Annotated in this window: 21 protein-coding genes and 1 pseudogene; 10 read left to right on the top strand and 12 right to left on the bottom strand. The window is 43.2% G+C overall.

Features of this window, described 5'->3' with window-relative positions:
* Positions 1 to 25 precede the first annotated feature (25 nt).
* Both mepM and znuA read right to left on the bottom strand, forming a co-directional pair.
* Positions 26 to 1,339 (bottom strand): murein DD-endopeptidase MepM, encoded by a 1,314-nt coding sequence (mepM, locus tag AAC854_RS02540; RefSeq protein WP_340615761.1) that lies wholly within the window; start codon positions 1,337 to 1,339, stop codon positions 26 to 28.
* 20 nt (positions 1,340 to 1,359) lie between these two features.
* Positions 1,360 to 2,316 (bottom strand): zinc ABC transporter substrate-binding protein ZnuA, encoded by a 957-nt coding sequence (gene znuA / locus AAC854_RS02535; RefSeq protein ID WP_340615760.1) that lies wholly within the window; start codon positions 2,314 to 2,316, stop codon positions 1,360 to 1,362.
* Between the two features lie 74 nt (positions 2,317 to 2,390).
* Between znuA and znuC the strand changes: the two genes are divergently transcribed.
* Together znuC and znuB are read left to right on the top strand one after the other, a co-directional pair.
* Complete coding sequence (znuC, locus tag AAC854_RS02530) at positions 2,391 to 3,164, top strand: zinc ABC transporter ATP-binding protein ZnuC (protein WP_340615759.1); 774 nt, start codon at positions 2,391 to 2,393, stop codon at positions 3,162 to 3,164.
* Positions 3,161 to 3,946 carry a zinc ABC transporter permease subunit ZnuB gene (znuB, locus tag AAC854_RS02525; RefSeq protein WP_340615758.1) on the top strand — a complete coding sequence of 262 codons (786 nt, stop codon included), beginning with the start codon at positions 3,161 to 3,163 and terminating at the stop codon, positions 3,944 to 3,946. Before znuC ends, znuB begins: the two co-directional genes overlap by 4 nt.
* Before the next feature lie 205 nt (positions 3,947 to 4,151).
* Here znuB and ruvB read toward each other — a convergent pair whose 3' ends face one another.
* From ruvB to aspS, 6 genes are all read right to left on the bottom strand, one after another.
* Positions 4,152 to 5,159 (bottom strand): Holliday junction branch migration DNA helicase RuvB, encoded by a 1,008-nt coding sequence (gene ruvB / locus AAC854_RS02520; RefSeq protein WP_340615757.1) that lies wholly within the window; start codon positions 5,157 to 5,159, stop codon positions 4,152 to 4,154.
* Positions 5,160 to 5,175: 16 nt separating this feature from the next.
* Positions 5,176 to 5,796 carry a Holliday junction branch migration protein RuvA gene (ruvA, locus tag AAC854_RS02515; protein WP_340615756.1) on the bottom strand — a complete coding sequence of 207 codons (621 nt, stop codon included), beginning with the start codon at positions 5,794 to 5,796 and terminating at the stop codon, positions 5,176 to 5,178.
* 79 nt (positions 5,797 to 5,875) lie between these two features.
* On the bottom strand, positions 5,876 to 6,397 hold the full coding sequence (ruvC, locus tag AAC854_RS02510; protein ID WP_047964989.1) for a crossover junction endodeoxyribonuclease RuvC: 522 nt from the start codon (positions 6,395 to 6,397) through the stop codon (positions 5,876 to 5,878).
* Positions 6,398 to 6,517: 120 nt separating this feature from the next.
* Entirely contained in the window at positions 6,518 to 7,261 is a 744-nt protein-coding gene (locus AAC854_RS02505) for a YebC/PmpR family DNA-binding transcriptional regulator (RefSeq protein ID WP_047964988.1), read from the bottom strand.
* A gap of 26 nt (positions 7,262 to 7,287) precedes the next feature.
* Entirely contained in the window at positions 7,288 to 7,722 is a 435-nt protein-coding gene (nudB, locus tag AAC854_RS02500; protein WP_340615755.1) for a dihydroneopterin triphosphate diphosphatase, read from the bottom strand.
* Entirely contained in the window at positions 7,722 to 9,491 is a 1,770-nt protein-coding gene (gene aspS / locus AAC854_RS02495) for an aspartate--tRNA ligase (RefSeq protein ID WP_340615754.1), read from the bottom strand. The genes nudB and aspS overlap by 1 nt, the downstream gene beginning before the upstream one ends.
* A gap of 284 nt (positions 9,492 to 9,775) precedes the next feature.
* Between aspS and AAC854_RS02490 the strand changes: the two genes are divergently transcribed.
* Positions 9,776 to 10,174: an MAPEG family protein gene (locus AAC854_RS02490; RefSeq protein WP_340615753.1), complete on the top strand. Its 399-nt coding sequence runs from the start codon at positions 9,776 to 9,778 to the stop codon at positions 10,172 to 10,174.
* Between the two features lie 46 nt (positions 10,175 to 10,220).
* Here the strand turns inward: AAC854_RS02490 and AAC854_RS02485 are convergent.
* Positions 10,221 to 10,346 (bottom strand): annotated as a pseudogene (locus tag AAC854_RS02485) (RapZ C-terminal domain-containing protein); the annotation flags it as partial.
* Between the two features lie 136 nt (positions 10,347 to 10,482).
* On the opposite strand from AAC854_RS02485, the gene cmoA reads away from it, so the two are divergent.
* Positions 10,483 to 11,256 (top strand): carboxy-S-adenosyl-L-methionine synthase CmoA, encoded by a 774-nt coding sequence (gene cmoA / locus AAC854_RS02480; RefSeq protein WP_340615752.1) that lies wholly within the window; start codon positions 10,483 to 10,485, stop codon positions 11,254 to 11,256.
* The gene (cmoB, locus tag AAC854_RS02475; protein ID WP_340615751.1) at positions 11,253 to 12,224 is read left to right on the top strand and encodes a tRNA 5-methoxyuridine(34)/uridine 5-oxyacetic acid(34) synthase CmoB; all 972 of its coding nucleotides are present in this window, start codon (positions 11,253 to 11,255) and stop codon (positions 12,222 to 12,224) included. Before cmoA ends, cmoB begins: the two co-directional genes overlap by 4 nt.
* Positions 12,225 to 12,311: 87 nt before the next feature.
* Here cmoB and cutC read toward each other — a convergent pair whose 3' ends face one another.
* Entirely contained in the window at positions 12,312 to 13,064 is a 753-nt protein-coding gene (cutC, locus tag AAC854_RS02470) for a copper homeostasis protein CutC (protein ID WP_340615750.1), read from the bottom strand.
* A 168-nt stretch (positions 13,065 to 13,232) separates the two neighbouring features.
* A complete protein-coding gene (locus AAC854_RS02465) occupies positions 13,233 to 13,787 on the bottom strand; it encodes a VOC family protein (RefSeq protein ID WP_340615749.1) in 555 nt (184 codons plus the stop codon).
* On the opposite strand from AAC854_RS02465, the gene AAC854_RS02460 reads away from it, so the two are divergent.
* Positions 13,781 to 13,918: a hypothetical protein gene (locus AAC854_RS02460; RefSeq protein WP_161796585.1), complete on the top strand. Its 138-nt coding sequence runs from the start codon at positions 13,781 to 13,783 to the stop codon at positions 13,916 to 13,918. The genes AAC854_RS02465 and AAC854_RS02460 overlap by 7 nt on opposite strands.
* 119 nt (positions 13,919 to 14,037) lie before the next feature.
* Positions 14,038 to 15,768: an arginine--tRNA ligase gene (gene argS, locus AAC854_RS02455; RefSeq protein WP_340615748.1), complete on the top strand. Its 1,731-nt coding sequence runs from the start codon at positions 14,038 to 14,040 to the stop codon at positions 15,766 to 15,768.
* 190 nt (positions 15,769 to 15,958) lie between these two features.
* Here the strand turns inward: argS and murJ are convergent, their stop codons facing one another.
* On the bottom strand, positions 15,959 to 17,497 hold the full coding sequence (gene murJ / locus AAC854_RS02450; RefSeq protein WP_340615747.1) for a murein biosynthesis integral membrane protein MurJ: 1,539 nt from the start codon (positions 17,495 to 17,497) through the stop codon (positions 15,959 to 15,961).
* 773 nt (positions 17,498 to 18,270) lie between these two features.
* Here murJ and AAC854_RS02445 point away from each other — a divergent pair.
* From AAC854_RS02445 to AAC854_RS02435, 3 genes are read left to right on the top strand one after another with little or no spacing between them, the layout of a single operon-like run.
* Positions 18,271 to 20,427, top strand: a complete 2,157-nt coding sequence (locus AAC854_RS02445; RefSeq protein ID WP_340615746.1) for a type VI secretion system Vgr family protein — start codon at positions 18,271 to 18,273, stop codon at positions 20,425 to 20,427.
* A gap of 49 nt (positions 20,428 to 20,476) precedes the next feature.
* Complete coding sequence (locus AAC854_RS02440; RefSeq protein WP_340615745.1) at positions 20,477 to 23,071, top strand: DUF2169 domain-containing protein; 2,595 nt, start codon at positions 20,477 to 20,479, stop codon at positions 23,069 to 23,071.
* Positions 23,068 to 24,150 (top strand): pentapeptide repeat-containing protein, encoded by a 1,083-nt coding sequence (locus AAC854_RS02435; protein ID WP_340615744.1) that lies wholly within the window; start codon positions 23,068 to 23,070, stop codon positions 24,148 to 24,150. The genes AAC854_RS02440 and AAC854_RS02435 overlap by 4 nt, the downstream gene beginning before the upstream one ends.
* Positions 24,151 to 24,155: the final 5 nt, after the last annotated feature.

Here is a 24,155-nt window from a genome sequence, read left to right as displayed (position 1 = left end):
GTTAATTATCGAAAAACCTATACATTCAGTTTAGTAACAATTGAGGTTTAACGTCCTTAACCATTGCTACATATTCGGTACGTTCTTTACCACTTAAGCCACCGGAACGCGGTAATTTTGCAGTCAGAGGATTAACCGGCTGTTGGTTATCCCAGAATTCAAAGTGTAAATGCGGGCCAGTTGAACGGCCTGTATTTCCTGATAACGCAATACGCTCACCCCGTTTTACTTTCTGGCCTGGTTTTACCAATAATTTTCTCAGGTGCATGTATCGGGTCGTATATTGGCGACCATGCCTGATGGCGATGAAATTACCAGCAGCTCCATCAAACTTAGATACGACTACTTCTCCATCACCGACTGCCAGAACGGGGGTTCCTACTGGCATGGCAAAATCAACCCCTTTGTGTGCAGTGATCCGCCCGGTTACCGGATTTAAACGATGCGGATTAAAAGGAGATGAAACCCTGAATTGTTTAGTAGTCGGAAAACGCAGAAAGCCGCGTTCTAAACCAGACGCATTACTATCATAAAAACGCCCATCATTGGCACGGAAAGCGTAGTAATCATTCCCGCCACTTTGTAAGCGAACCCCCAATAATTGGCCCTGTTCACTTTTCCCATTGAGCATTTCACGGGACATCAACACAGAAAAACGATCACCTTTACGCAATTTACGGAAATCTATTTGCCATTGCAGCGCTTTTGTGACTTCTCGGGCTTCACTACCCGTCAGCCCGGCTGTCAGCGCACTGCCATTAAAGCTGCCATCAACTGTTCCTGTGATGACACTGTTTTTCCATTCCCCTTTTTGAAATTCCTGCGTTTCTTTAAAGGTATCCCCTTCGCGGGTATAAGTGCGGGTTTCACGGCGTGATATATCCCACGTCAGTGTTTTTAAATTGCCATTTTCATCAATCGACCATGACAATGACTGACCAATACCTAAATTACGTAATGCCCCATATTGGTTCGCCAATAAAGCCACATCCGAGGAATCAATACCAAACTGAGTTAAAATAGAGCTTAAGGTATCACCTTGGGAAACAACATATTGATGGGGAACATTCGCTGCTGTATCCGAACTCCCTTCTTCGTCTCCAATTCCTTCATCGGGGAATTGCTCATTAACATCACCTGCTACATCATCTGTCGCATCAGGGAGGGTACTGGGAGTACTGATAATAATGTTACCTGCACGTTCTTCCCGTTCATGGTAAATAACCGGCCTCCACACCGCGACAGCCAAGGTGACCAATGTCAAAGAACCAAGCATGATCTTATGTGGTTTGGGCAGGTTGTTGTATACCAAAACAATAGTTTTAGCTATTTGCTGCACTAATAAAATTCCTTATTGTACTAATTCAGGCAGCTCGCGTATTGTTCCGACAACTGAGTTATAAATTTCATATAGCTGTCGCTATCCAATGCGATGCCGCTTCCCAAAGGGTCAAGCACCCCGATGCGTACACCAGTACCTTTTGCTACGGCATGAATGACGGCCGGCCTGAATTGAGGTTCAGCAAAAATACACTTCGCTTTCTGCTCAACCAATTGTGTTCGTATATAGTGTAATTTTTGTGCTCCGGGCTGTATTTCAGGATTAACCGTGAAAACACCTATTGGAGCTAATTGGTAATGTTTTTCAAAATAGCCATACGCATCATGAAAAACGAAATACCCTTTCTTTCTTACAGGATTTAAAATATTAGCAATATTCTTATCAGTTTGTATGAGCTGTCCATTGAATTTACGTAGGTTTACTTGTAATTGCTGCTTTTGCTGAGGGTACTGTTCAACAAGCCGATCATATATTGCCTGAGCTGCTTTCTCCGCAATCTTTGGAGAAAGCCAAATATGCATATTATATTCACCGTGATGATGGTGTTCGTGATCAGTTTCATGTTTATGCTGATTCGATTCAACTAAATGATTATCATCTTCACTATTTTTCAACAACAATGGCTTAATTGTAGATAAATCAGCCAATGCGAGTTGTTTGTTCTGATCAATTCTAGCTATCGGCTTCGCCAAAAATGTTTCCATATCCGGACCAATCCAGACAACCAAATCAGCTTGGTTGATTTTTCGAACATCCAAAGGCCGTAAAGCATAATCATGTGGAGAAGCGCCGTCAGGCAAAAGCACCTGAGTATTTGTTACACCATCAGCAATAGACGCAGCGATAAAAGCCAATGGACGAATGGAAGTGACAACATCTGCCTGCGCAGAGCAATTCACCCCAGCCACTAACGCAGTGGCTAACGCAATTTTACGAAAATATTTATGCGCGTATTTCTGTGATTTGTGTAACATAATATGAATATTCCATGCAGCAAATTGAATAATGTTATATTATAACATTTCAATGATTCTGCAAGACTTTTAACATGCCAACTATGATCACTCTGAATATGATCACCCTAAAAAATATTACGGTTGAATTTGGTCACCGCAAGGTGCTGAATAATATTTCCTTCAATCTCAAACAAGGAAAAATTCTGACGCTCATTGGCCCGAACGGCGCGGGAAAATCAACTCTGGTTCGTGTTGTCCTTGGTTTAGTTCAACCCTCTTCAGGCACGATTAAACAGAGTCCGGCGTTAAAAATTGGTTATGTTCCACAGAAGCTTAACCTTGACCCTACATTGCCTCTGACTGTTAAGCGCTTCATGATGCTAAAGCCCAACGTGAAATCAGCAGACATCATGCCAATATTAAATCGGGTCAACGCTGCCCATTTATTGGATCAACCTATGCAAAAGTTGTCAGGTGGAGAAACTCAGCGAGTATTACTTGCCAGAGCCTTACTCAATCACCCCCAACTTTTGGTGCTTGATGAACCGACACAGGGCGTTGATGTCAATGGTCAATTGGCACTTTACGATTTAATCAATCAAATCAGAACAGAACTGAATTGCGCTGTACTTATGGTATCCCATGACCTGCACTTGGTAATGGCGAAAACAGACGAAGTTTTATGCCTTAATCAACATATTTGCTGTTCTGGCACACCGGAAGTTGTATCAATGCATCCTGAATTTATCGCAATGTTTGGTCGCCATGGTGCGGAACAACTGGCGGTTTACCGTCATCACCATAATCATCATCATGATTTGAAAGGAAAAGCGATTTTTAAAAATGGTGGAGAACCACGTCGATGATTGAATTATTACTTCCAGGCTGGCTAGCCGGAATGTTATTGGCAATTGCCGCAGGCCCTCTCGGCTCTTTTGTCGTTTGGCGCAGAATGTCCTATTTTGGTGACACATTGGCCCACGCATCGCTGCTCGGGGTTGCATTTGGTTTCTTACTGAATGTCAATCCATTTTATGCCGTTATTGCGGTTACACTCCTATTAGCCATTATTTTAGTTTGGTTAGAAAAACGGCCTCAATTAGCCGTTGATACATTACTGGGTATTCTGGCTCACAGTTCGCTCTCACTAGGTTTAGTCGTCGTCAGCTTTATGACCAGTGTACGAGTCGATATGATGGCTTATTTATTTGGCGATCTTCTGTCTGTGACTTATGAAGATCTCTGGTTGATTGCGGCTGGTGTCGTGATTGTTGCCGGATTGCTGGCATGGCAATGGCGTGCCCTGCTATCAATGACAGTCAGCCAGGATCTGGCCTTTGTTGACGGCATTAAAATTCAGCGTCTGCGTGTCCTGTTGATGTTAGTAACAGCATTAACCATCGGATTAGCGATGAAATTTGTCGGTGCGTTAATTATCACTTCTCTGCTGATTATTCCTGCCGCGACTGCCCGTCGGTTTTCCCGTACGCCAGAGCAAATGGCCGTTTTTGCAATAATTGTCGGGATGCTTTCTGTCACAGGCGGATTAACTTTGTCGGCATTTTATAACACCCCCGCAGGGCCTTCGGTTGTACTTTGTGCCGCGATGTTATTTACGTTGAGTTTAACGTCTAAGGCGAGAAGTTGATATTTACCTCCGCCTTTCTTTGATTTTTCTTAATACCAACTGAAAGCATTGTTTTAATCCATCCTTAAACACTGCTTTCAGTTCAGACAATATTTCAATAATTATTTCAATGTATAAGCACTCTTATTGGCTTACATATCAATGCTAATTGATGCTAAGTTCCGGCCCTTAATGATTAACCTGAACGGATATATTAGAATGATTATTATTCGCTTTCTTTGCTCAATCCAAAATGCCGATAGGCATGATTAGTCGCAATTCTTCCGCGTGGCGTTCGTTGAATAAACCCTTGTTGGATCAGAAAAGGTTCCAGTACGTCTTCTATCGTTTCTCGTTCTTCACCAATTGCTGCCGCTAAGTTATCCACCCCTACCGGGCCACCCATAAATTTATCAATAATGGCAACCAGTAATTTGCGATCAAGGTAATCAAACCCGGCTGAATCCACACTCAGCATATCAAGGGCTTTAGCGGCAATGACTCCATTCACTGAACCATCGCCTTTCACTTGAGCAAAATCACGCACGCGACGCAGCAGGCGGTTTGTAATGCGGGGAGTACCACGGGAACGCATCGCGATTTGTCTTGCACCATCATCCGAGATACCTAACCCCATATAGCGAGCACTGCGGGAAACGATGCTCTGCAAATCATCGACGTTATAAAATTCAAGGCGTTGCACAATCCCGAATCGATCACGCAGTGGTGAGGTCAGAGAACCCGCGCGAGTGGTAGCGCCAACCAGTGTAAAGGGAGGGAGATCAATCTTGATTGAGCGAGCGGCAGGCCCCTCGCCAATCATGATATCCAGTTGATAATCTTCCATTGCAGGATAAAGAATTTCTTCTACAACGGGTGATAAACGGTGAATTTCATCAATGAACAACACATCATGAGGTTCGAGGTTAGTCAGCATGGCGGCAAGATCGCCTGCCTTTTCCAGCACTGGCCCCGATGTTGTGCGAAGATTAACCCCCATTTCATTCGCAACAATATTTGCCAACGTGGTTTTACCCAATCCGGGAGGGCCAAAAATCAGCAGGTGATCCAGTGCATCACCACGCTGCCGCGCAGCCTGAATAAAAATTTCCATCTGTTCACAAACATGGGGTTGCCCGACATATTCAGACAAAAACTTGGGGCGAATGGCGCGGTCAATGGCTTCATCATCTTGCAGAACTTCTGCCGAAACCAGGCGATCAGCTTCAATCATTACTTAACTCCTAAAATTACAGAGCCGCACGAAGCGCTTCTCGAATAAGAGTTTCACAATCTGCGCCCGGTTTTGCGACTTTGCTTACCATTCGGCTGGCTTCCTGTGGTTTATATCCCAAAGAAACCAGTGCGGCCACAGCTTCTGCTTCAATATCAGCATCGGAATTCGCCTGTTTGGCAGCGGCAGGCAAATTAATGTCACTACTCTGATTAAACAGATCGCCATTCAGCCCTTTAAAGCGATCTTTCATTTCGACTACCAGCCTTTCAGCCGTTTTTTTGCCGACTCCCGGCAGCTTGACCAATGAAGCAATAGATTCCTGTTCAATAGCAGCCACAAATTGCTGGGCAGACATGCCAGACAGGATCGCCAGAGCCAGTTTAGGCCCGACACCATTCACTTTCACCAGCTCACGGAACAGCGCACGTTCTTGTTTATCATTAAACCCATATAATAACTGGGCATCTTCACGCACAATAAATTGTGTAAATAAAATGGCTTCCTGGCCAATTTCAGGAAGTTCATAAAAACAGGTCATTGGCATATGAACTTCATAACCGACACCATTGCTGGTTTCCAATAAAACCAACGGTGGCTGTTTTTCCAACACGGTTCCTCTCAAACGCCCTATCACTGTTTACCCCCTGAAAATGAAAATAAATTGTTCCGCTAGCTTATAGCACAAAAAAGGCTGGACGTATATCCAGCACAAACTATTTCAGACGCCCTCGCGTTAAATTTAACCGTGCATCACCGACCCGCAGTAAATTTTGACTGAAATGACAGTGCGTAATAGCAATTGCCAGAGCATCGGCGGCGTCGGCCTGCGGTTCAGCCGACAATTTCAGCATCGAACGTACCATGTGCTGAATCTGGCTTTTTTCAGCGGCTCCTGTACCTACTACCGTTTGTTTAACCTGACGGGCCGCATATTCAAATACGGGAATGGATTGGTTTGCGGCGGCCACAATTGCTACACCGCGCGCTTGCCCCAATTTCAAGGCTGAATCTGCATTTTTTGCCATGAAAACCTGCTCTATTGCAAAAGCATCGGGCTGGAATTGTGTGATGATTTCGGTAACTCCGGCATAAACCCTCTGCAAACGAGTGGGCAAATCATCGACTTTTGTCCGAATACAACCGCTACCGAGATAGATAAGCTGCCGTCCATTCTGGCGAATCACGCCATACCCCGTGACTCTGGAGCCGGGGTCAATACCTAGGATAATTGCCATATCAAACTATCTATTCGCCTAAATATCCGCCTGTGCCAGGGGGATAAAAACGTTAGAGAAAGTGCCCTGATATCCTAAAGATAAGGAACACTTTCTCTACGCTGTGAACCCTAATAAAAATTACAGCAGTGCTGCAACCTCATCAGAAATTTCACCATTATGATAAACTTCCTGAACGTCGTCAGAATCTTCAAGCATGTCGATCAGACGAAGTAATTTAGGTGCCGTTTCTGCATCCAGTTCCGCTTTGGTAGACGGGATCATGGAGACTTCAGCAGAATCAGCCTTGAAGCCTGCTGCATCCAGAGCATCTTTAACATCACCGAAGCTTTCTGGAGTAGTATAGACGTCAATTGCGCCATCATCATAAGTTTCAACGTCATCAGCACCTGCTTCCAACGCCGCTTCCATCACTGCATCTTCATCCAAGCCCGGCGCGTAGGAAATAACCCCTTTCTTGGTGAACAGATAAGAAACAGAACCATCAGTACCCAAGTTCCCGCCGGTTTTGGTGAAAGCATGACGAACGTCAGAAACAGTACGGTTGCGGTTATCACTTAAGCATTCAACCATCACCGCTGTACCACCCGGGCCGTAACCTTCATAAATGATGGTTTCCATGTTATCTGAATCATCATTGCCAACACCACGGGCAATCGCACGGTTCAGGGTATCGCGAGTCATGTTGTTAGACAGCGCCTTATCGACTGCCGCACGCAAACGCGGGTTAGAAGTGAGATCACCGCCACCTAAACGTGCAGCCGTTACCAATTCACGGATAATTTTGGTAAAAATCTTACCGCGTTTTGCATCCTGCGCAGCTTTGCGGTGTTTTGTATTGGCCCATTTACTATGACCTGCCATGAAAATATCTCCGATAAAACAGTAAACTAAATAACAAATTCTTCAATCGCCTGCCGATTGCTCCATGACTTCGTCAGGCTGGCCGCGTCTTCAACTGCCAGCCAGTGATAAGCCAAATGTTCAGTCAACAGGATTTCCCGCTCCTCAGGTAACGCCAGAGAGAACCAATGTTCTTTATTGCGTGTCACACCCGGAGCATAGCGATATCGCAAATGTGAGAAAATCTCATAATAAATACAGCGTTGGCAATCTGTCAGATTAAGATCTTCATTGACAATATCAATGCCTATCTCTTCCTGTACTTCACGCAACGCTGCTTCCCGCGGCTTTTCACCCTCTTCAAGGCTACCCGTTACGGATTGCCAGAATTCAGGATCATCCCGTCGCTGTAACATCAGCACCCTTTTGCTGTTAACGGCATAAATCACAACCAATACAGATTCAGGGTGCTTATAAGCCATTATGCGCTCTCTTTTTTAACAACTGAAATTGCCAGTTCTTCCAATGATGCCGGGTTTGCGTGACTTGGCGCATCAGTCATCAGGCATGCCGCTGCTGTTGTTTTCGGGAATGCAATGACATCGCGAATATTATCAGTATCGGTCAATAACATAACGAGGCGATCCAAACCAAAAGCCAGACCGGCATGTGGCGGCGTACCGTATTTCAGGGCGTTCAATAAGAAGCCGAATTTTTCCTGTTGTTCCGCTTCATTGATACCCAGAATGCGGAATACAACCTGTTGCATTTCACTACGGTGAATACGAACAGAACCACCGCCCACTTCATAGCCATTGATAACCATGTCATAAGCATTTGCGATGGCGGATTCAGGATTACTTTCCAATTCAGCCGCTGACATATCGCGTGGAGAGGTAAATGGATGGTGCATTGCCGTTAAACCACCTTCCCCGTTTTCTTCAAACATTGGGAAATCAACAACCCAAAGCGGTTTCCAGCTTGCCAAATCGGTGATGTTCAAGTCACGGCCCAGTTTCAGGCGCAACGCACCCATTGCATCGGTGACCACACTTTTCTTGTCAGCGCCAAAGAACAGAATATCACCATCCTGCGCATTGGTACGGGAAAGCAGGCCTTCAACAACCTCAGCAGACAGGAATTTGGCAATCGGGCTTTGTACCCCTTCCAAACCCGCAGCACGGTTGTTAACTTTCATCCATGCCAGACCTTTCGCACCATAGATGCCAACAAATTTACCGTATTCATCAATTTGCTTACGGCTTAATTCTGCTCCGCCAGGAACACAGATCGTGGCAACACGGCCTTTCGGATTATTTGCCGGCTCGGCAAAAACGGAAAACTCCACGTCTTTGACCAGATCAGCAACATCCACCAGCTCCAGTGGGTTACGCAGGTCTGGTTTATCCGAACCAAAGCGACGCATGGCTTCTTCGAAAGTCATGATTGGGAAAGTGCCTAAATCGACACCCCGTGCATCCAGCCACAATTCGCGGATCATTTTTTCCATGATTTCGCGAACTTGCTCAGCGGTCATAAAGGAAGTTTCAACGTCGATCTGGGTAAATTCAGGCTGACGGTCTGCGCGCAGGTCTTCATCACGGAAGCATTTTACAATCTGGTAATAGCGGTCGAAACCTGACATCATCAGCAATTGTTTAAAAAGCTGCGGAGACTGTGGCAACGCATAAAATTCGCCTTTATGAACACGGCTCGGCACCAGATAGTCACGGGCACCTTCCGGTGTTGCTTTGGTCAGCATTGGCGTTTCCACATCGAGGAAACCGGCATCATCCATAAAGCGGCGAACAAAACTGGTGATTTTTGCGCGCGTCTTCAGACGCTGTGACATTTCAGGGCGGCGCAAGTCAAGATAGCGATACTTCAGACGTTGCTCTTCGCTATTGTTCTGGTTGCTGTCCAGTGGCAATGGCTCAGAGCGATTGAAAATCATCAGGCTGTCTGCGAACACTTCCACTTCACCAGTCGCCATATCTTTATTGATCTGGCTGTCGGGACGGGCACGTACCGTTCCTGTAATTTGGATACAAAATTCATTACGCAGTTCAGAAGCCTGAGCAAATGCCTCTTTCTGATCCGGATCAAAGAATACCTGAACGATACCTTCGCGATCTCGCATATCAATAAATATCAGACCACCCAAATCACGACGACGGTTTACCCATCCACTAAGAGTCACTTTTTGGCCTTCATGGGCTCGGCTCAACTGCCCACAATAATTAGTACGCATACAATATCCTTTTACTCAGCTCGTTATGCTTTCTGCTGCGGAAATTTTGGCATTGTTCTTTCGAAAAAAGATTGTTCTTTTGAGAAGAATTGTCAAAAAAGATAGCCATTATACTGGAAATTCTAACCAGAGATAAGGCTATAACATCGTTCTTATCAAGACAATTTTTGCTACCCGATAACATTCATAGGATTTATTATTAAATACTATGATTTATAGCGACAGGTTGCTTTTTGGGGTTTATCATCATTCGGCCGTTTTTTGGTTAGGCAATGGAGTTAAAAATGGTTAGCTCGCTTTATATAATACTGGGCGCACTACTACTGATTAAGCTGTCTCTGGATGTAGTCAAATTAAGAACGCAATATAAAATAGCCTATGGCGATGGCGGTTTTTACGAATTACAAACAGCCATTCGGGTTCATGGTAACGCGGTTGAATACATTCCAATCTCAATGCTGTTATTGATCGTAATGGAGATGAATGGTGCAGCCGTCTGGATGCTGCATATTTGTGGGTTAGTGTTACTTTCCGGCAGGTTACTGCACTACTTTGGCCTGCGTCATCGCGAGGTACGCTGGCGACGTATGGGTATGGCGGCAACCTATATCTCAATGCTGATAATGATTATTACTAATATTTACTATCTACCTTGGGAACAAATTTTTTCTCTCTATTCGTAAATAGCTCATCGTAGGTGGCTCACTATATAAAACCCATATATTGATGTTATGACCCAATATTGGAGTTACTTTCACGGGAGCGAAAGTAACCCGATAGCCGCTCCGCCATGTAAACGGAACAGAGCTTACCGCCGGAACAACTGATGGCAACGGTCAGATAACTTTGCTCATTAATTAGCGAAACTATCGGCTAATTCAGTCAAAAATTATCTCTACCGGCGGGTTTCTCTTGATTATCCCTTTCTGCCTTTTCCCGCATTCTGTTAGAATGCCCGCTTCTTATTATTGTTTCCAAAACCAATGCTGTTATGTCAAATCAAGATCCTCATAATCAACGGGACAGCCTGTTCTCTGCCCCTATCGCCAATTTAGGCGACTGGAATTTCGACGAACGGGTTGCCGAAGTCTTTCCTGATATGGTGAAACGCTCCATTCCCGGTTACTCCAATATCATTTCCATGATAGGTATGCTGGCAGAACGTTTTGTAACGCCGGACAGTCAAATTTATGATCTCGGTTGTTCCCTTGGCGCAGCCACGTTATCAATCCGCCGCGCCATCAGTGCCGATAACTGTGATACAGAAGGTTGCCGTATTATTGCTGTCGATAATTCACCTGCAATGGTGGAACGCTGCCGTCGCCATATTAACTCTTTCAAGGCCATCATCCCCGTTGAGGTGATCGAACAAAATATTCTTGATATTGATATTCAAAATGCGTCAATGGTTGTGCTGAATTTCACATTGCAATTCCTGCATCCTGATGATCGTCAGAAAATGCTGGATAAAATTTATGCGGGATTAAAACCCGGCGGCGTTCTGGTTCTCTCTGAAAAATTCAATTTTGAAGATGACCGAATCGGCGAATTATTATTCAACATGCACTACGATTTCAAGCGAGCCAATGGATACAGTGAACTGGAGATCAGCCAGAAACGCAGTATGCTGGAAAACGTCATGCGGACAGATTCTGTTGAAACCCATAAATCACGTCTCAAACAAGCAGGGTTCCAGCATGTTGAAGTCTGGTTCCAGTGCTTTAATTTTGGTTCACTATTGGCAATAAAGGGAGCTGACCAATGATCGATTTCGGCAATTTCTATCAATTGATCGCCAAAAATCACTTGAGTCATTGGTTGGAATGCTTACCCGCGCAATTGAACCATTGGCAAAAAGCATCACTGCATGGTCAGTTCAGTTCGTGGGTAAAAAATCTGGAGAATTTGCCTGAGATTCAACCTTCTCACCTTAACCTGAAAAATGGTGTTATTGCCACACATGAACCCGAATTGCCCGATGGTGAAAAGGCGCGCATCCGCAATATTCTTAAAATATTAATGCCGTGGCGCAAAGGGCCTTTTTCACTGTATGGCGTTGAGATTGATACCGAATGGCGTTCTGACTGGAAATGGGATCGCGTTCTTCCCCATATTTCGCCTTTAGAAGGGAAAACCGTGCTGGATGTCGGTTGTGGCAGCGGTTATCACATGTGGCGCATGGTGGGTGAAGGAGCACAATTCGTTGTGGGTATTGATCCAACCCAACTTTTCCTTTGCCAGTTTGAAGCAGTCAGAAAATTACTGGGTAACAATCAACGTGCCCATCTTCTGCCATTGGGTATTGAGCAATTACCCGAATTAAAAGCCTTTGACACCGTATTTTCAATGGGCGTGCTTTATCACCGTCGTTCTCCCCTCGATCATTTGTGGCAATTGAAAAACCAACTGGTTTCCGGTGGTGAGCTTATTTTAGAAAGTTTGGTCATTGAAGGTGATGAACACCAATGCCTCATTCCGGGTGAACGTTACGCACAAATGCGGAATGTCTACTTTATCCCATCAGCCAAGATGCTGAAAGCCTGGCTGGAAAAATGCGGTTTTGAAGATGTCAGGATTGTCGATCAAGCGGTTACAACAGTGGATGAACAACGTCAGACAGAATGGATGAAAACTGAATCCCTGATTGATTTTCTTGAGCCGGGCGATCACAGTAAAACGATTGAAGGCTACCCTGCACCATTACGGGCTGTTCTTATCGCGCGTAAGCCATAATCATTTGGTGTATGAACTGCCCGTTATGGCAGTTCATACCCTTAATAATTAAATTTCACCTTTAACTGGCATAAAATAATTAATATTTTATTTTTTTCGTTTGAACAGGCTAATGATATTCTTCATCGATTCAACTAACTGACCATCAACACGGTAGTATGAATATTCATCTACATCGCGCTCATCTGAATTCATCGTCACACCAACCTTTCGATATTTCATAGAAGAAGGCACCATCTTACCTGCTGAGCTATGAATTTCCGTCGTTTCAATTTCCAGAAACTTACCGATATTACTCATTCTGACACCCGCTCCCGGCATAATAATCGGCCCTTGGCTGGCTTCGACTAATTCTTTTAGCAGAGGCAGCCCCATTTCAGCATTTTGCTGTTGGCCTGAGGTCAAAATGCGCTGCACACCCAGCTCAGTTAGTTGCTGTAATGCAGCATATGGATTCAGACACATATCAAAAGCACGATGAAAAGTTACCGCCATATTCCCTGACAACGACATCAGTTGCCGCATACGAAGCCAGTCAATATGACCTTCTTCGTTCAAAACTCCAAAAACAATGCCGGGGAACCCCATATCACGGATAAGGGCCACATCATTTTTCATGACTTCAAAGTCCCCGTTGCTATAGCAAAAGTCTCCCCCCCTTGGCCGGACAATAGGATGCACAGGAATGGATATCTGCTGCATTGCCTGCCGCAACGCCCCAAAACTAGGAGTCACCCCACCTTCCGACGGGCTTGCGCATAATTCAATGCGATCAGCACCTGCTTGTTGCGCAACCAAAGCACAACTTATGCTATAACAGCAAATTTCCAGCTTTATCATTTAAAGCCCCTCGGATATAAATTCGCCAACAAACCGATTATATGCTTTCAAAATATTTCATTAATGAATTTATTAACTATGACAATTAATTTTCGTTAGTGGCTTGTTGAAAGTCACAAGGTTAGAATTTTTTGCTGAACCTACATGAAAAAAAGTCATTTTTGCTGACTAGTACTCACTTTTGATAATGTCTTTGATAGAAAAAGGGTGGAATTTAATCGTGATTTCACTATCAGTTACCGCTAATGTTGGGTTTGGTAACCTTTCCTTCTCCCCTTTAGGATGGCTCTCTTTTGTGCGAAAACCGTCAGGAAGCGGATGGGGTAATAACTGATAGGCTTCATGTATAAGTTGCTCTGGCTTTACAGGCAGAACAAGTTCAACGTGTTCCCAGCCTTGGTGAACATAATGTTTTTTACCCGGATAAGGCAGCTCCACACAATCAATTTGCCATTCAAGCACGGTAATTGGCTGTTCCAATTCAAACAAACAAATTGGGCGACCATTGATGATATTTTCAGACATCAACTGACCACATTGTAGAAAGCCCTGACGCCAGCGATCTGCTATCACACTTTCATGACAACGCAGGGAAATATGATCTGCGGAATATTGCTCAAGAGATAAACCAAGATGCCCACCAAATTGCATTAATTTTTGTTCAAACGCCCCTAAATCAGAAACTAAATCCTGTAATTCAGAAATTGCTGAAAAGTGTGTCATCTCGTACCCATCAAAAAGTCGTCAAAAATATTTCCTGCCATGTGGAAAACACGGCAATTACCCTAGAAATGGCGAAGAATCGCCTGAAAGACAAGCTGAAAACAAAAAGTCATACCACCAACGCGGGCTGATGGTAGCATGCAGGATGCTGAATATGATATAAAACCCGTTATTTTCTAAAATCCACACGCTTGAAAGTGTTTGCATAATTCCAATGCAGGAGCTTTTGTGCGTAACTTAAGGTAACACGGTGAATATTCAGGCCATTCTTTCAGAAAAAATCAGCCACGCGTTGATTGCAGCCGGTGCTCCAGCCGACAGCGAAGCTCACGTTCGTCAATCTGCAAAAGCCCAATTTGGTGACTACCAAGCAAACGGCGTCATGGCGGCAGCTAAAAAAGTGGGCATGCCACCCCGACAATTGGCAGAAAAAGTCGTCGGTTTGCTGGATCTGCAAGGAATCGCCAGCAAAATTGAAATCGCGGGGCCGGGCTTCATCAATATTTTTCTGGATAAAGTGTGGGTTGCTGCCAATGTCGAAACTGCACTGACAGCCGAAAAACTGGGTATTACGCCAGTAGAACCACAAACTATCGTTATCGACTATTCTGCCCCGAATGTTGCCAAGCAGATGCACATCGGTCATATCCGTTCCACCATCATTGGCGATGCCGCTGCGCGTACTCTGGAGTTTTTGGGTCATAACGTTATCCGGGCCAACCATCTCGGTGACTGGGGAACCCAATTCGGGATGCTGATTGCCTATCTGGAAAAAGTCCAGAATGAGAATGCCGATAAAATGGCGCTGGCGGATTTGGAAGCTTTCTATCGTGAAGCGAAGAAAACTTACGATGAAGACGAAGAGTTTGCTGTTCGTGCCCGCGGCTATGTCGTGAAACTGCAAGGCGGTGATGAATATTGCCGTGCAATGTGGCGCAAGCTGGTTGATATCACCATGTCACAGAATCAGGAAACCTATAACCGCCTTAACGTCACCCTGACAGAAAAAGATGTTATGGGTGAAAGCCTGTATAACGATATGCTGCCGGGCATTGTTGCCGATCTAAAACAGCGTGGGCTTGCCGTTGAGAGTGATGGCGCGATCGTGGTTTACCTTGATGAATTCAAAAATAAAGAAGGTGAACCGATGGGCGTTATCATCCAGAAAAAGGATGGTGGCTACCTTTACACCACCACAGATATTGCCTGTGCCAAATACCGTCATGAAGTTCTGCATGCCGACCGTGTTCTTTACTACATTGATTCACGCCAACACCAACATCTGATGCAGGCTTGGACGATTGTACACAAGGCAGGTTATATCCCGGAATCCATGTCGCTTGAACACCACATGTTTGGCATGATGTTGGGTAAAGACGGTAAACCATTCAAAACCCGTGCAGGCGGTACAGTAAAACTGTCTGATTTGCTGGATGAAGCGATTGAACGCTCGGAAGCGCTGATCCGTGAGAAAAACCCGGATATGCCTGAAGACGAGCTGAAAAAAGTTATCGAAGCGGTGGGCATTGGCGCGGTAAAATATGCCGATCTCTCCAAAAACCGTACCACCGACTATGTATTTGACTGGGATAACATGCTTGCCTTTGAAGGCAATACCGCACCTTATATGCAGTATGCTTATACCCGCGTCAATTCTATCTTCAAACGTGCTGAAATTGATGAAAACAGCCTGACAAAACCGGTTCTTCTGAACGAAGAACGCGAACAGTCTCTGGCGACTCGCTTACTGCAATTCGAAGAAACCATCATGACTGTTGCCCGCGAAGGTACGCCTCACGTAATGTGTGCTTATCTGTACGATTTGGCAGGCCTGTTCTCTGGTTTCTACGAACATTGCCCGATCCTGAGTGCCGATAGCGAAGAAGTGCGCCAAAGCCGCCTGAAATTGGCTCTGCTGACGGCGAAAACATTGAAGCAAGGTCTTGATACTTTGGGTATCCAGACAGTAGAACGGATGTAAACACTTTATTTAAAATTGGCGTAAATAAATTGTTTTACGCCAGTTTTAAAATTAATAATTTTATTGCCTGTAACAAACTCTAAAAACCATTTAAATAAGAGCATAGCCTAAGTTCATAATGGCAAATAAAATTTAAAAAACCCATTAATAACGGGCTTCTTATTAGCTTATTTATGATAAATGAAAAAACTTATTGCAATCCACGATGGGCGAAATCTTTCAACCTGAATCCCATCAGAGCCAGTGCTGCAAAATAACTACCCGCCCCGGCAATCACAACACCCATTAACCGTAGCAGACGTAATGCCATATTGCCCTGCTCCCAAGCGGGCATAAACCACAACATTGTCAGCAATACCCCAACCATTACCGCAATGGCCACCGCCAGTTTCAGCAGAAATACGCCCCATCCTGCCAATGGCTTGAAGATCTCACGCTTGCGCAATTGCCAATAGAGCATACTTGCATTGAAACACGCAGCCAAACCAATAGAAAGCGCCAGCCCTGCATGTTTCAGTGGACCAATAAAAGCCAGATTCATCAACTGAGTTAAGATCAGAGTTGCAATTGCAATCTTAACCGGCGTTTTTATATCCTGACGGGAATAGAAACCCGGCGCCAGAATTTTAACCACAATCAATCCCATTAAACCAAAACAATAGGCGATCAATGCCCGTTGCGTCATTTCTGCATCAAAGGCGGAAAAATTGCCGTATTGAAAAAGTGATACCGTTAATGGCTCTGCCAGAATACCCAACGCCACCGCACAAGGTAAGGCCAGCAAGAAGCAGAGACGCAGCCCCCAATCCATTAATTTCCGATATTCTTCATGATTCCCACTAGAAAAACTTTTCGCCAATGAAGGCAATAAGATCGTCCCCAGTGCTACCCCCAATACCCCGGAAGGCAATTCCATTAAACGGTCTGCGTAATACATCCACGAAACGGAGCCTGAAACCAGAAATGAAGCAAAAATAGTGTTGATGATTAATGAAATCTGGCTGACTGAAACACCTAAAATAGCTGGCCCCATCTGGCGGATAACACGCCATACGCCACTATCACGGAAAGAAACTCTGGGTAATACCAGCATGCCGATTTTTTTCAGGTGAGGAAGCTGGTAGGTCAATTGCAAGATACCACCAGCAATAACCGCCCACCCCAATGCCATCACAGGCGGATTACAGTAAGGTGCCACAAACAGTGAAAAGACGATCATACTGACATTGAGCAACGTAGGCGCAAACGCCGGCACAGAAAAGCGATTCCATGTATTGAGGATAGCCCCTGATAAAGAAACCAACGATATCAGGAAGATGTAGGGAAAGGTAATTCTCAGCAGATCACGGGTTAAAACAAACTTATCCGGCGTATCAGCGAAACCGGGGGCCGTCACATAAATAACCCAAGGAGCGGCAATCACACCTATCACCGTGACTATCGCCAAAATTAGTGTCAACATTCCCGACACATACGCAATAAATGTACGGGTTGCCTCATCACCCTGCTGATTTTTATATTCAGCAAGAATAGGAACAAATGCCTGTGAAAAAGCACCCTCGGCAAAAATACGCCGTAACAAGTTAGGAAGCTTGAAAGCAACAAAAAAAGCATCCGCTGCCACGCCGGCTCCAAATATACGGGCAATGATGGCATCACGAATAAAGCCCAGAACGCGAGAAAACATCGTCATTGAGCTAACCGCTGCCAGTGATTTGAGTAAGTTCATGATATTATTCTAAAATTGATTTTTATGAAATGAGCATAAAATGTATGAAGCTATTAGGATGATAAGATCAATATAGCTGAATATTAAATGATTTTCATTCATCTCAAAGCTGAAAAGAGTTTAAACAATCTACATATAACTAAATGATTTTACAAGATGTTATTTTGGTTTTGATAATCAGGGACTATTCAGCGTTTTCGCTCATCCCCCACCCAGTTAGTCTCACTCTACCGAACATCAGGTTTCTTAGTGCAGGCACTTAACATCATAAAAATAAATTTATAGTTACTTACAGAAAACATGACAAACACATTAAAAAAAATAAACTTTAAATTTTAGTCAACTATTTATTTCTAAATATATTTTTTGCTGAAAAACGTGTTAATAAGATCGTAAACATTCACTTTGCAGAAGATTACAACTTTTTATATTCGGTTACTAGAATTCAATAAAATATTTAAATATTAAATAGTTATATATCAATACCACCAAATACCATGATTTAATAAACTCATTTATGATGTCACTTTCCATGAGGATATCTTTTTATTTTAAAAAATCTTATTTAATAAATACATACATAACCATGTCATGAAATAATAAAAATAAAATTATATGGTTTATAAACGAAGAGGCATCAATAATTGCAAATAGTAAACATTATGCTTAACTCATAGTCAGAGAAACCACCTCCATACATCAACCTAATCACTGTATTATTCCTTGGATCACAAGGGATATGCGGTAGCTATAAACACGAGCAAGGAAATTTTATGGGCAGACATTTTATTGCACATACTTCACTATCTGGAAAATCTTTATATTTCAAATCACTTGTAGGGATAGAAAGATTATCAGAAGCTTACGAGTTTGAAGTTCAGCTATTGAGTAAAAAGAGATTATCAGATCCGATATCTCTACATAATACAATGCTAACCGTAGAAATAAAAAACAAGTCAGTACCGACAAGATATTTAAATGGTTATATAGAAAAGATATCCTATGCTCCATTCTATAAAGATGATGAAGGTCTCTATTTATATACTGCCACAGTACGACCCAGATTATGGGAATTAAAACAAAGACTTGGCTATAGTATTTGGCAAAATAAAAATGTACCCGATATTATTACAGAAGTATTGAATAAAGCAGGCATTATTTTTGAAAATCAACTCGTAGAAAAATACCGCACATGGGAATATTGCGTTAAACATAATGAAACTGATTTCGATTTTATTCATCGACTGATGGAGCATGAAGGAATTTATTACTATTTCAACCATACTATGGGAAGCCATACTATGATTCTGATTGATTCCCCCCAGTTACATCAGCCCATGCCGGGATATCAAACAATTAAATATGTCAATGCGGGAAACTTATCAAAAAAATACTCACCAGATTCAGAATATATCTATAACTGGAATGTCAGTAGCATCACTATACCCAATACCTATAGTATTGATGACTACAACTTCCGTAAACCACGGGCTAAATTATATACCGCCACTCAGACCCCAGCCAGTTCCCTTGATGATACAGAGATATTCATTTGGCCCGGACATTATGTCGAACACGATCAAGGGGAATTTTATGCACGAGTGCTCCAGCAGGCAGCCGAAGCAAAAAGCGAGCTGATTAATGGAAAAGGAAACGTACTGGGAATAGCGCCGGGACATACTTTCACACTACTGCTACCCAATGATATCAAAGGTGATGACCACAGTGACTACCTAATCACAGGTGCACACTACTTTCTTTATGAAGCGCCTTACCTATCTAATCAGGCTCAATATTCCCCTGGTCAAGATAAAAATATCATTCAATTTGATGCTATCCCGGCTAACACCCCCTGGAAACCTTCGGCAGTGACACCATGGCCAAAAGTAACAGGCCTTGAAACCGCCGTTGTCACAGGCCCTAAGGGTAAAAAAATATGGACTGACAAATACGGCCGGATAAAAGTGAAATTCCGTTGGGACAGAGACGACAAAAATGATGATACCCGCTCTTGCTGGATACGCGTTGCAAGCTATTGGGCTGGCTGGCGCTATGGTAACGTATGTGTTCCACGCGTGGGTGAAGAAGTTGTTATCAGCTTCGTCAACGGTGATCCTGATAAGCCTTTAGTCATCGGCAGTACTTATAATAATGAAAATATGCCACCGTGGGATCTGCCCAAACATCAAACCCGTGTAGGTATTATGTCAAATACGAAAGGAGGTAAACATGACCAGGCCAATTATCTCTATTTAGATGACGAACCAGATAAAGAATTATTTGATCTACACGCAGAACGAAATATGAATATTTCGGTGGAAAAAGATAAAAAAGTCACTATTGATGGAAATCGCACTACTGAAATAAAAAAACAACAAAAAGATACCGTAAAAGGTGATGCTAATTTTACTTATAAGGCAAACCATGAAACGACTATTGAAGGTAAAGATACACTGACTATCAAAAAAGGCCAGCACGAAACCATCAATAATGGACGAAAAACAGAGATCGATGGAGGAGATACGTACAAACTTAAAGGAAAATTAGACGCAAAAATTAATGGAGATTGGGTACAGAACATTACAGGGGAAACAACGATCACAAGCCCCAGCCTCATTACGATAAAAAGTGATACCAAAGTGGAAATTGACACGCCCTTTTCTTTTTTCTCAGCTAAAATCTTTTCTTACGCCGTAACAGCATTAAGTATAAGTAAAACTTTAATAGGCTCCTCTAACACTGGTTTTAGGCATGGCAAAACCAGTGTTAGTTTTGAACAAACCGATATTTCTATCACTGGAAAAACAGCCTCTTTGAATAAAACAAGTATAGAAGTTTCAAAGAGTAAAATGAAAGTGGATGAATCAAAACTTGCACTTAATAAATCCTCTTGCAATATCGTCAATAGCCAATTGCACATAATATCCTGAAGCATTTCTGGTGCTTTTTCCGAACAACTAAATATCCGTCAGTATTTCAATGAAAATCATTAAGCCCCTACGTTTAAGTGTACTTTATCGGCCTTATCGCTGGCTGCAAAAAAATCACCTTGGCATCTCTATGATGGCATTGGCTGATATGGGTTCTGCCCCACGCCTGCGTCCAGAACCCGAGCTTTGGCAATTGGCAGAAAATGAGCTGAAAACGTGCAATGGGATTATTGACTTAGCTATGCCTAAATCCTGTGCTGAATTTTTGGCGACAGGATATGCCTACACACACCATCAGACAGATAAAACTGCCTGTACTGCACGTATTCAAATCGGGCAGTTGGAAAAAACGTTAGCGGCTTTCGGTGATCGCTATTGGATCGATGATAAGCCTTCAAAACCCCATACTTTTGCACAGATGCGTCTGGATTGGAGCCGGGCTTTTGGTGGAAAAAGTTATGAAGAGAATCCACACGGTATCGGTTTCAATCCAGAAGAACAGGAAAACGGGATGAAGGTTCACCGTTTACCCAATATTGAAGCGTTGCATAACCGTTTGATGTCACAACAGCAATTAACATCACAGAAAGAACTCCCTGCTCCGGCAAGTTTTTGCCCGTTAGATTTTACATGGTCGCGTCGTTTTAGCCGCATCGGAAAACAATACGATAAGGAATGGTTAGAAAACGAATTCCCCGGATTTTCCCATGATATCGATTGGCGATTATTTAATGCCGCTCCCGAAGATCAATGGTGGACAGAAAATAGTGCCCTGCCGGAACAGGCGCAATGGCGTATTTGGAACATGCATCCAGAAAAACCGGTGCAGGAGGGGATTTTGCCATCATGGAACGCGCGCTGTTTTATAAAACGGTTACGCCTTGATGAAGAAATTGTTGAAGAAGTCGTCATGCGCAAAACGACAATATGGTTCTTTCCTCATTTAGAGCAAATGATCCTGATTTGGCATGGCAGTGCAGAAATCAATGAAGATGATGCCAAAGATGTTTTACAAATGATCTCTGCACTGGAATTAAATGATAATCCCCGTCCAGAGAGTCATTATTTGCACGTTCTTGAGCAACGTATGGATAAGGAAAAAGGGGCGCTATATACTTTCCGGGAAAAAGATCTTATTCCTGAAGAAATTATCGGCTCGTGGCTGGATACAGAGCAACCCCAAAATGATTCACCTTCTCCATTGCAACAGAATTTTCAGAATCGTGAAAAACGTCTGCGCGAGCAACAAAAAGAGCGGATGGCTGAATATGGTCAGGATATTAATACCCTGTTCGACGTTGAAAGTGCCCCCATCTCACTTCCCAGACTGGATGAACTACCCGAATTCGTAGAAAAAACTGAACAGGATGCCGCCAGAAAACAGGCTGAAATTGAGTTGAAACAGGCGGAGGCAATCGCTCAGGCTAAACAGCAAGGAATTGATGTTGATGACTCAACGACAAAACCTCAGCACAGAGGGCCGGAAAATCTGCATCGAATGAGGGATACATTACGCCAGCAGCAACACGAAATGCAGCTCAGTGATGATGATCTGGCTCAAATGGAAAAATCAATACATACAATGTACTTATCCTCAGTACAAACGCAAGCTCCGGCTCTGCGTTTAACGGGTAACCTGTCACAGATCATTCGGAAACGCGTGCAAAAAATCATGCTGGAAGGAAAAGATTTCAGTGGCATGGATTTTACTGGCGCTGATTTGTCAGATCTGGATCTGCGGGGAGCCAACTTCACTCAGACCCTGCTGGAAAGCGCCTGTTTAAATCATTGTCAGCTAGATGAAGCTAATTTCAGCGAAGCTGTTCTTGCCAGAACAGAAATTTGCAACGCTTCATTACGCGGAACCAAATTGGATAAGGCCAGTCTGGCTCTGGCTAAATGTGAACAGAGTGATTTTTCTTCTGCAAGCTTTAATGAGACACAACTGCAAGAAACCCGATTTGATCATTGTCGCTTTAACCACGTTGTATTTACAGGCCTGCTTCTACAAAATATTTTTATTACCCATTGCGACTTCCAATATTCACAATGGAAAGACTGCATTTTTATGGAACTTGAACTACCGGCACTTAAATTCAATCACGCCCATCTGAATAAAGTCTCATTTATTCAATGTAAGCTGACACAAGCAGTTTTCAACCATGCGGAACTGGAAAGTTGTTCATGGGTAGAAACTAAAGCAAACGGAAGCCAATTTTGCTCAGCGAATTTATTGACCTGCGCATTTGCCATGGACAGTGAACTGAATCAGGCTGATTTCAGCCATGCGACGTTGACGGAATGCAACTTGCGCCAAATGCCTCTGGTTCATGCCAAGTTTTATGCCACAACCTTAAATAATAGTGACCTGAGTGAAGCTAACTGCCAATCGGCGGATATGCAGTATCTCAATGCAATGAAAAGCATATTTATCAGAACTGATTTTCGGGGCGCCCTATTAAACAATGCCAACCTGATGAGTACGTTAATGCAGAAATGCAGCTTCAACAATACCGATTTACGGGAAGCTAATCTATTCCGTGCTGATATGTCCCAGTCAATTATCAGCGATTCAACTTCAATTGAGAATGCTTACATTAAACACATCAAAACATTGCCCAAACGGAATAAGGATGTGATATGAATTTACTCACTGCTGATGAATTAGTGGATAAAATTAAACAGGGTGAAGTTATTGAAAAGATCAATTTACAGAACATATCCCTGACAGGACGTGATTTATCCGGGGGAATTTTTAGAGAAGTCGATTTTTCCGGTGCTGATCTTTCTCATGCTGTAATAAAAGAGTCCGTTTTTACCCAATGCCGGGCAGAAGGCGCTATTTTCGACTCAGCCGTCATTGAACAAAGTATTTTTGAACAGTGCGATTTCGGGCAAACAACTTTCAATAACTGCACATTGATAAACAACACTTTCAATCAATCTGTTTTGAAAAAAACGCAATTTACGGCAACAAAACTAAACGACTCTCAGTTTTCATCCTGTTCACTACAATATGCTGATTTCAGCCACAGTCATTTTGACCAAGTTATATTTCTTGATTCCCCCGTGGATCAAACAAAACTCAGCCACGGTCATTTATTCAGAGTGACTTTTTTTTGTCAGGATTTACAGACTGTCGATTTTACTGCCAGTGAATTTACCAAAGTTGTTTTTTTTGAATGCGATCTACGTAATCAAAATTTCCACAAGCAGACATTTAAAGAATGCCAATTCACAAATAGCCAACTTGAAAAAGTCAATTTCAATCACGCAATATTGGCTAACTGCAATTTCAAAGGCTCTGTTTTACAAGACGCTCTCTTGTCCTACGTCAATGCTGCTCAGGCGTTATTTATGGAGGCAGATTTAACCCGGGCCTGTTGCAAAAACAGCCTGTTTGAACAAGCCATTTTTATCGGAGCATGCCTTGAGTCTGCCGATTTTCGGTACAGTAAGCTCCCATTGGCAATAATGCACAAAGTGCATGCAGTGAATTCACAATTTACGGGTTGCGATATGACTTATACCGATCTTTCCTATGCAAACATCAACAACAGTGATTTCCGCACAGCCCACTTCATGAGAACACTTTTTCATCGTGCTCAACAGGACGGAGCATTATTTTCAGACCGTCAGGGCATATTGGAAAATGATCCTGAGCTATTCGCTGCTGAAGAGTGGAGTATGCAACACAATAATATGCCACATAATAAGATTTAATCAGG

Source organism: Xenorhabdus entomophaga (genome assembly GCF_037996725.1).
In the GTDB taxonomy this organism is placed as follows: Bacteria; Pseudomonadota; Gammaproteobacteria; order Enterobacterales; family Enterobacteriaceae; genus Xenorhabdus; species Xenorhabdus khoisanae.
The sequence above is the reverse complement of the archived record's forward strand: the minus strand, read 5'-3'. Positions and strand labels throughout refer to the sequence as shown.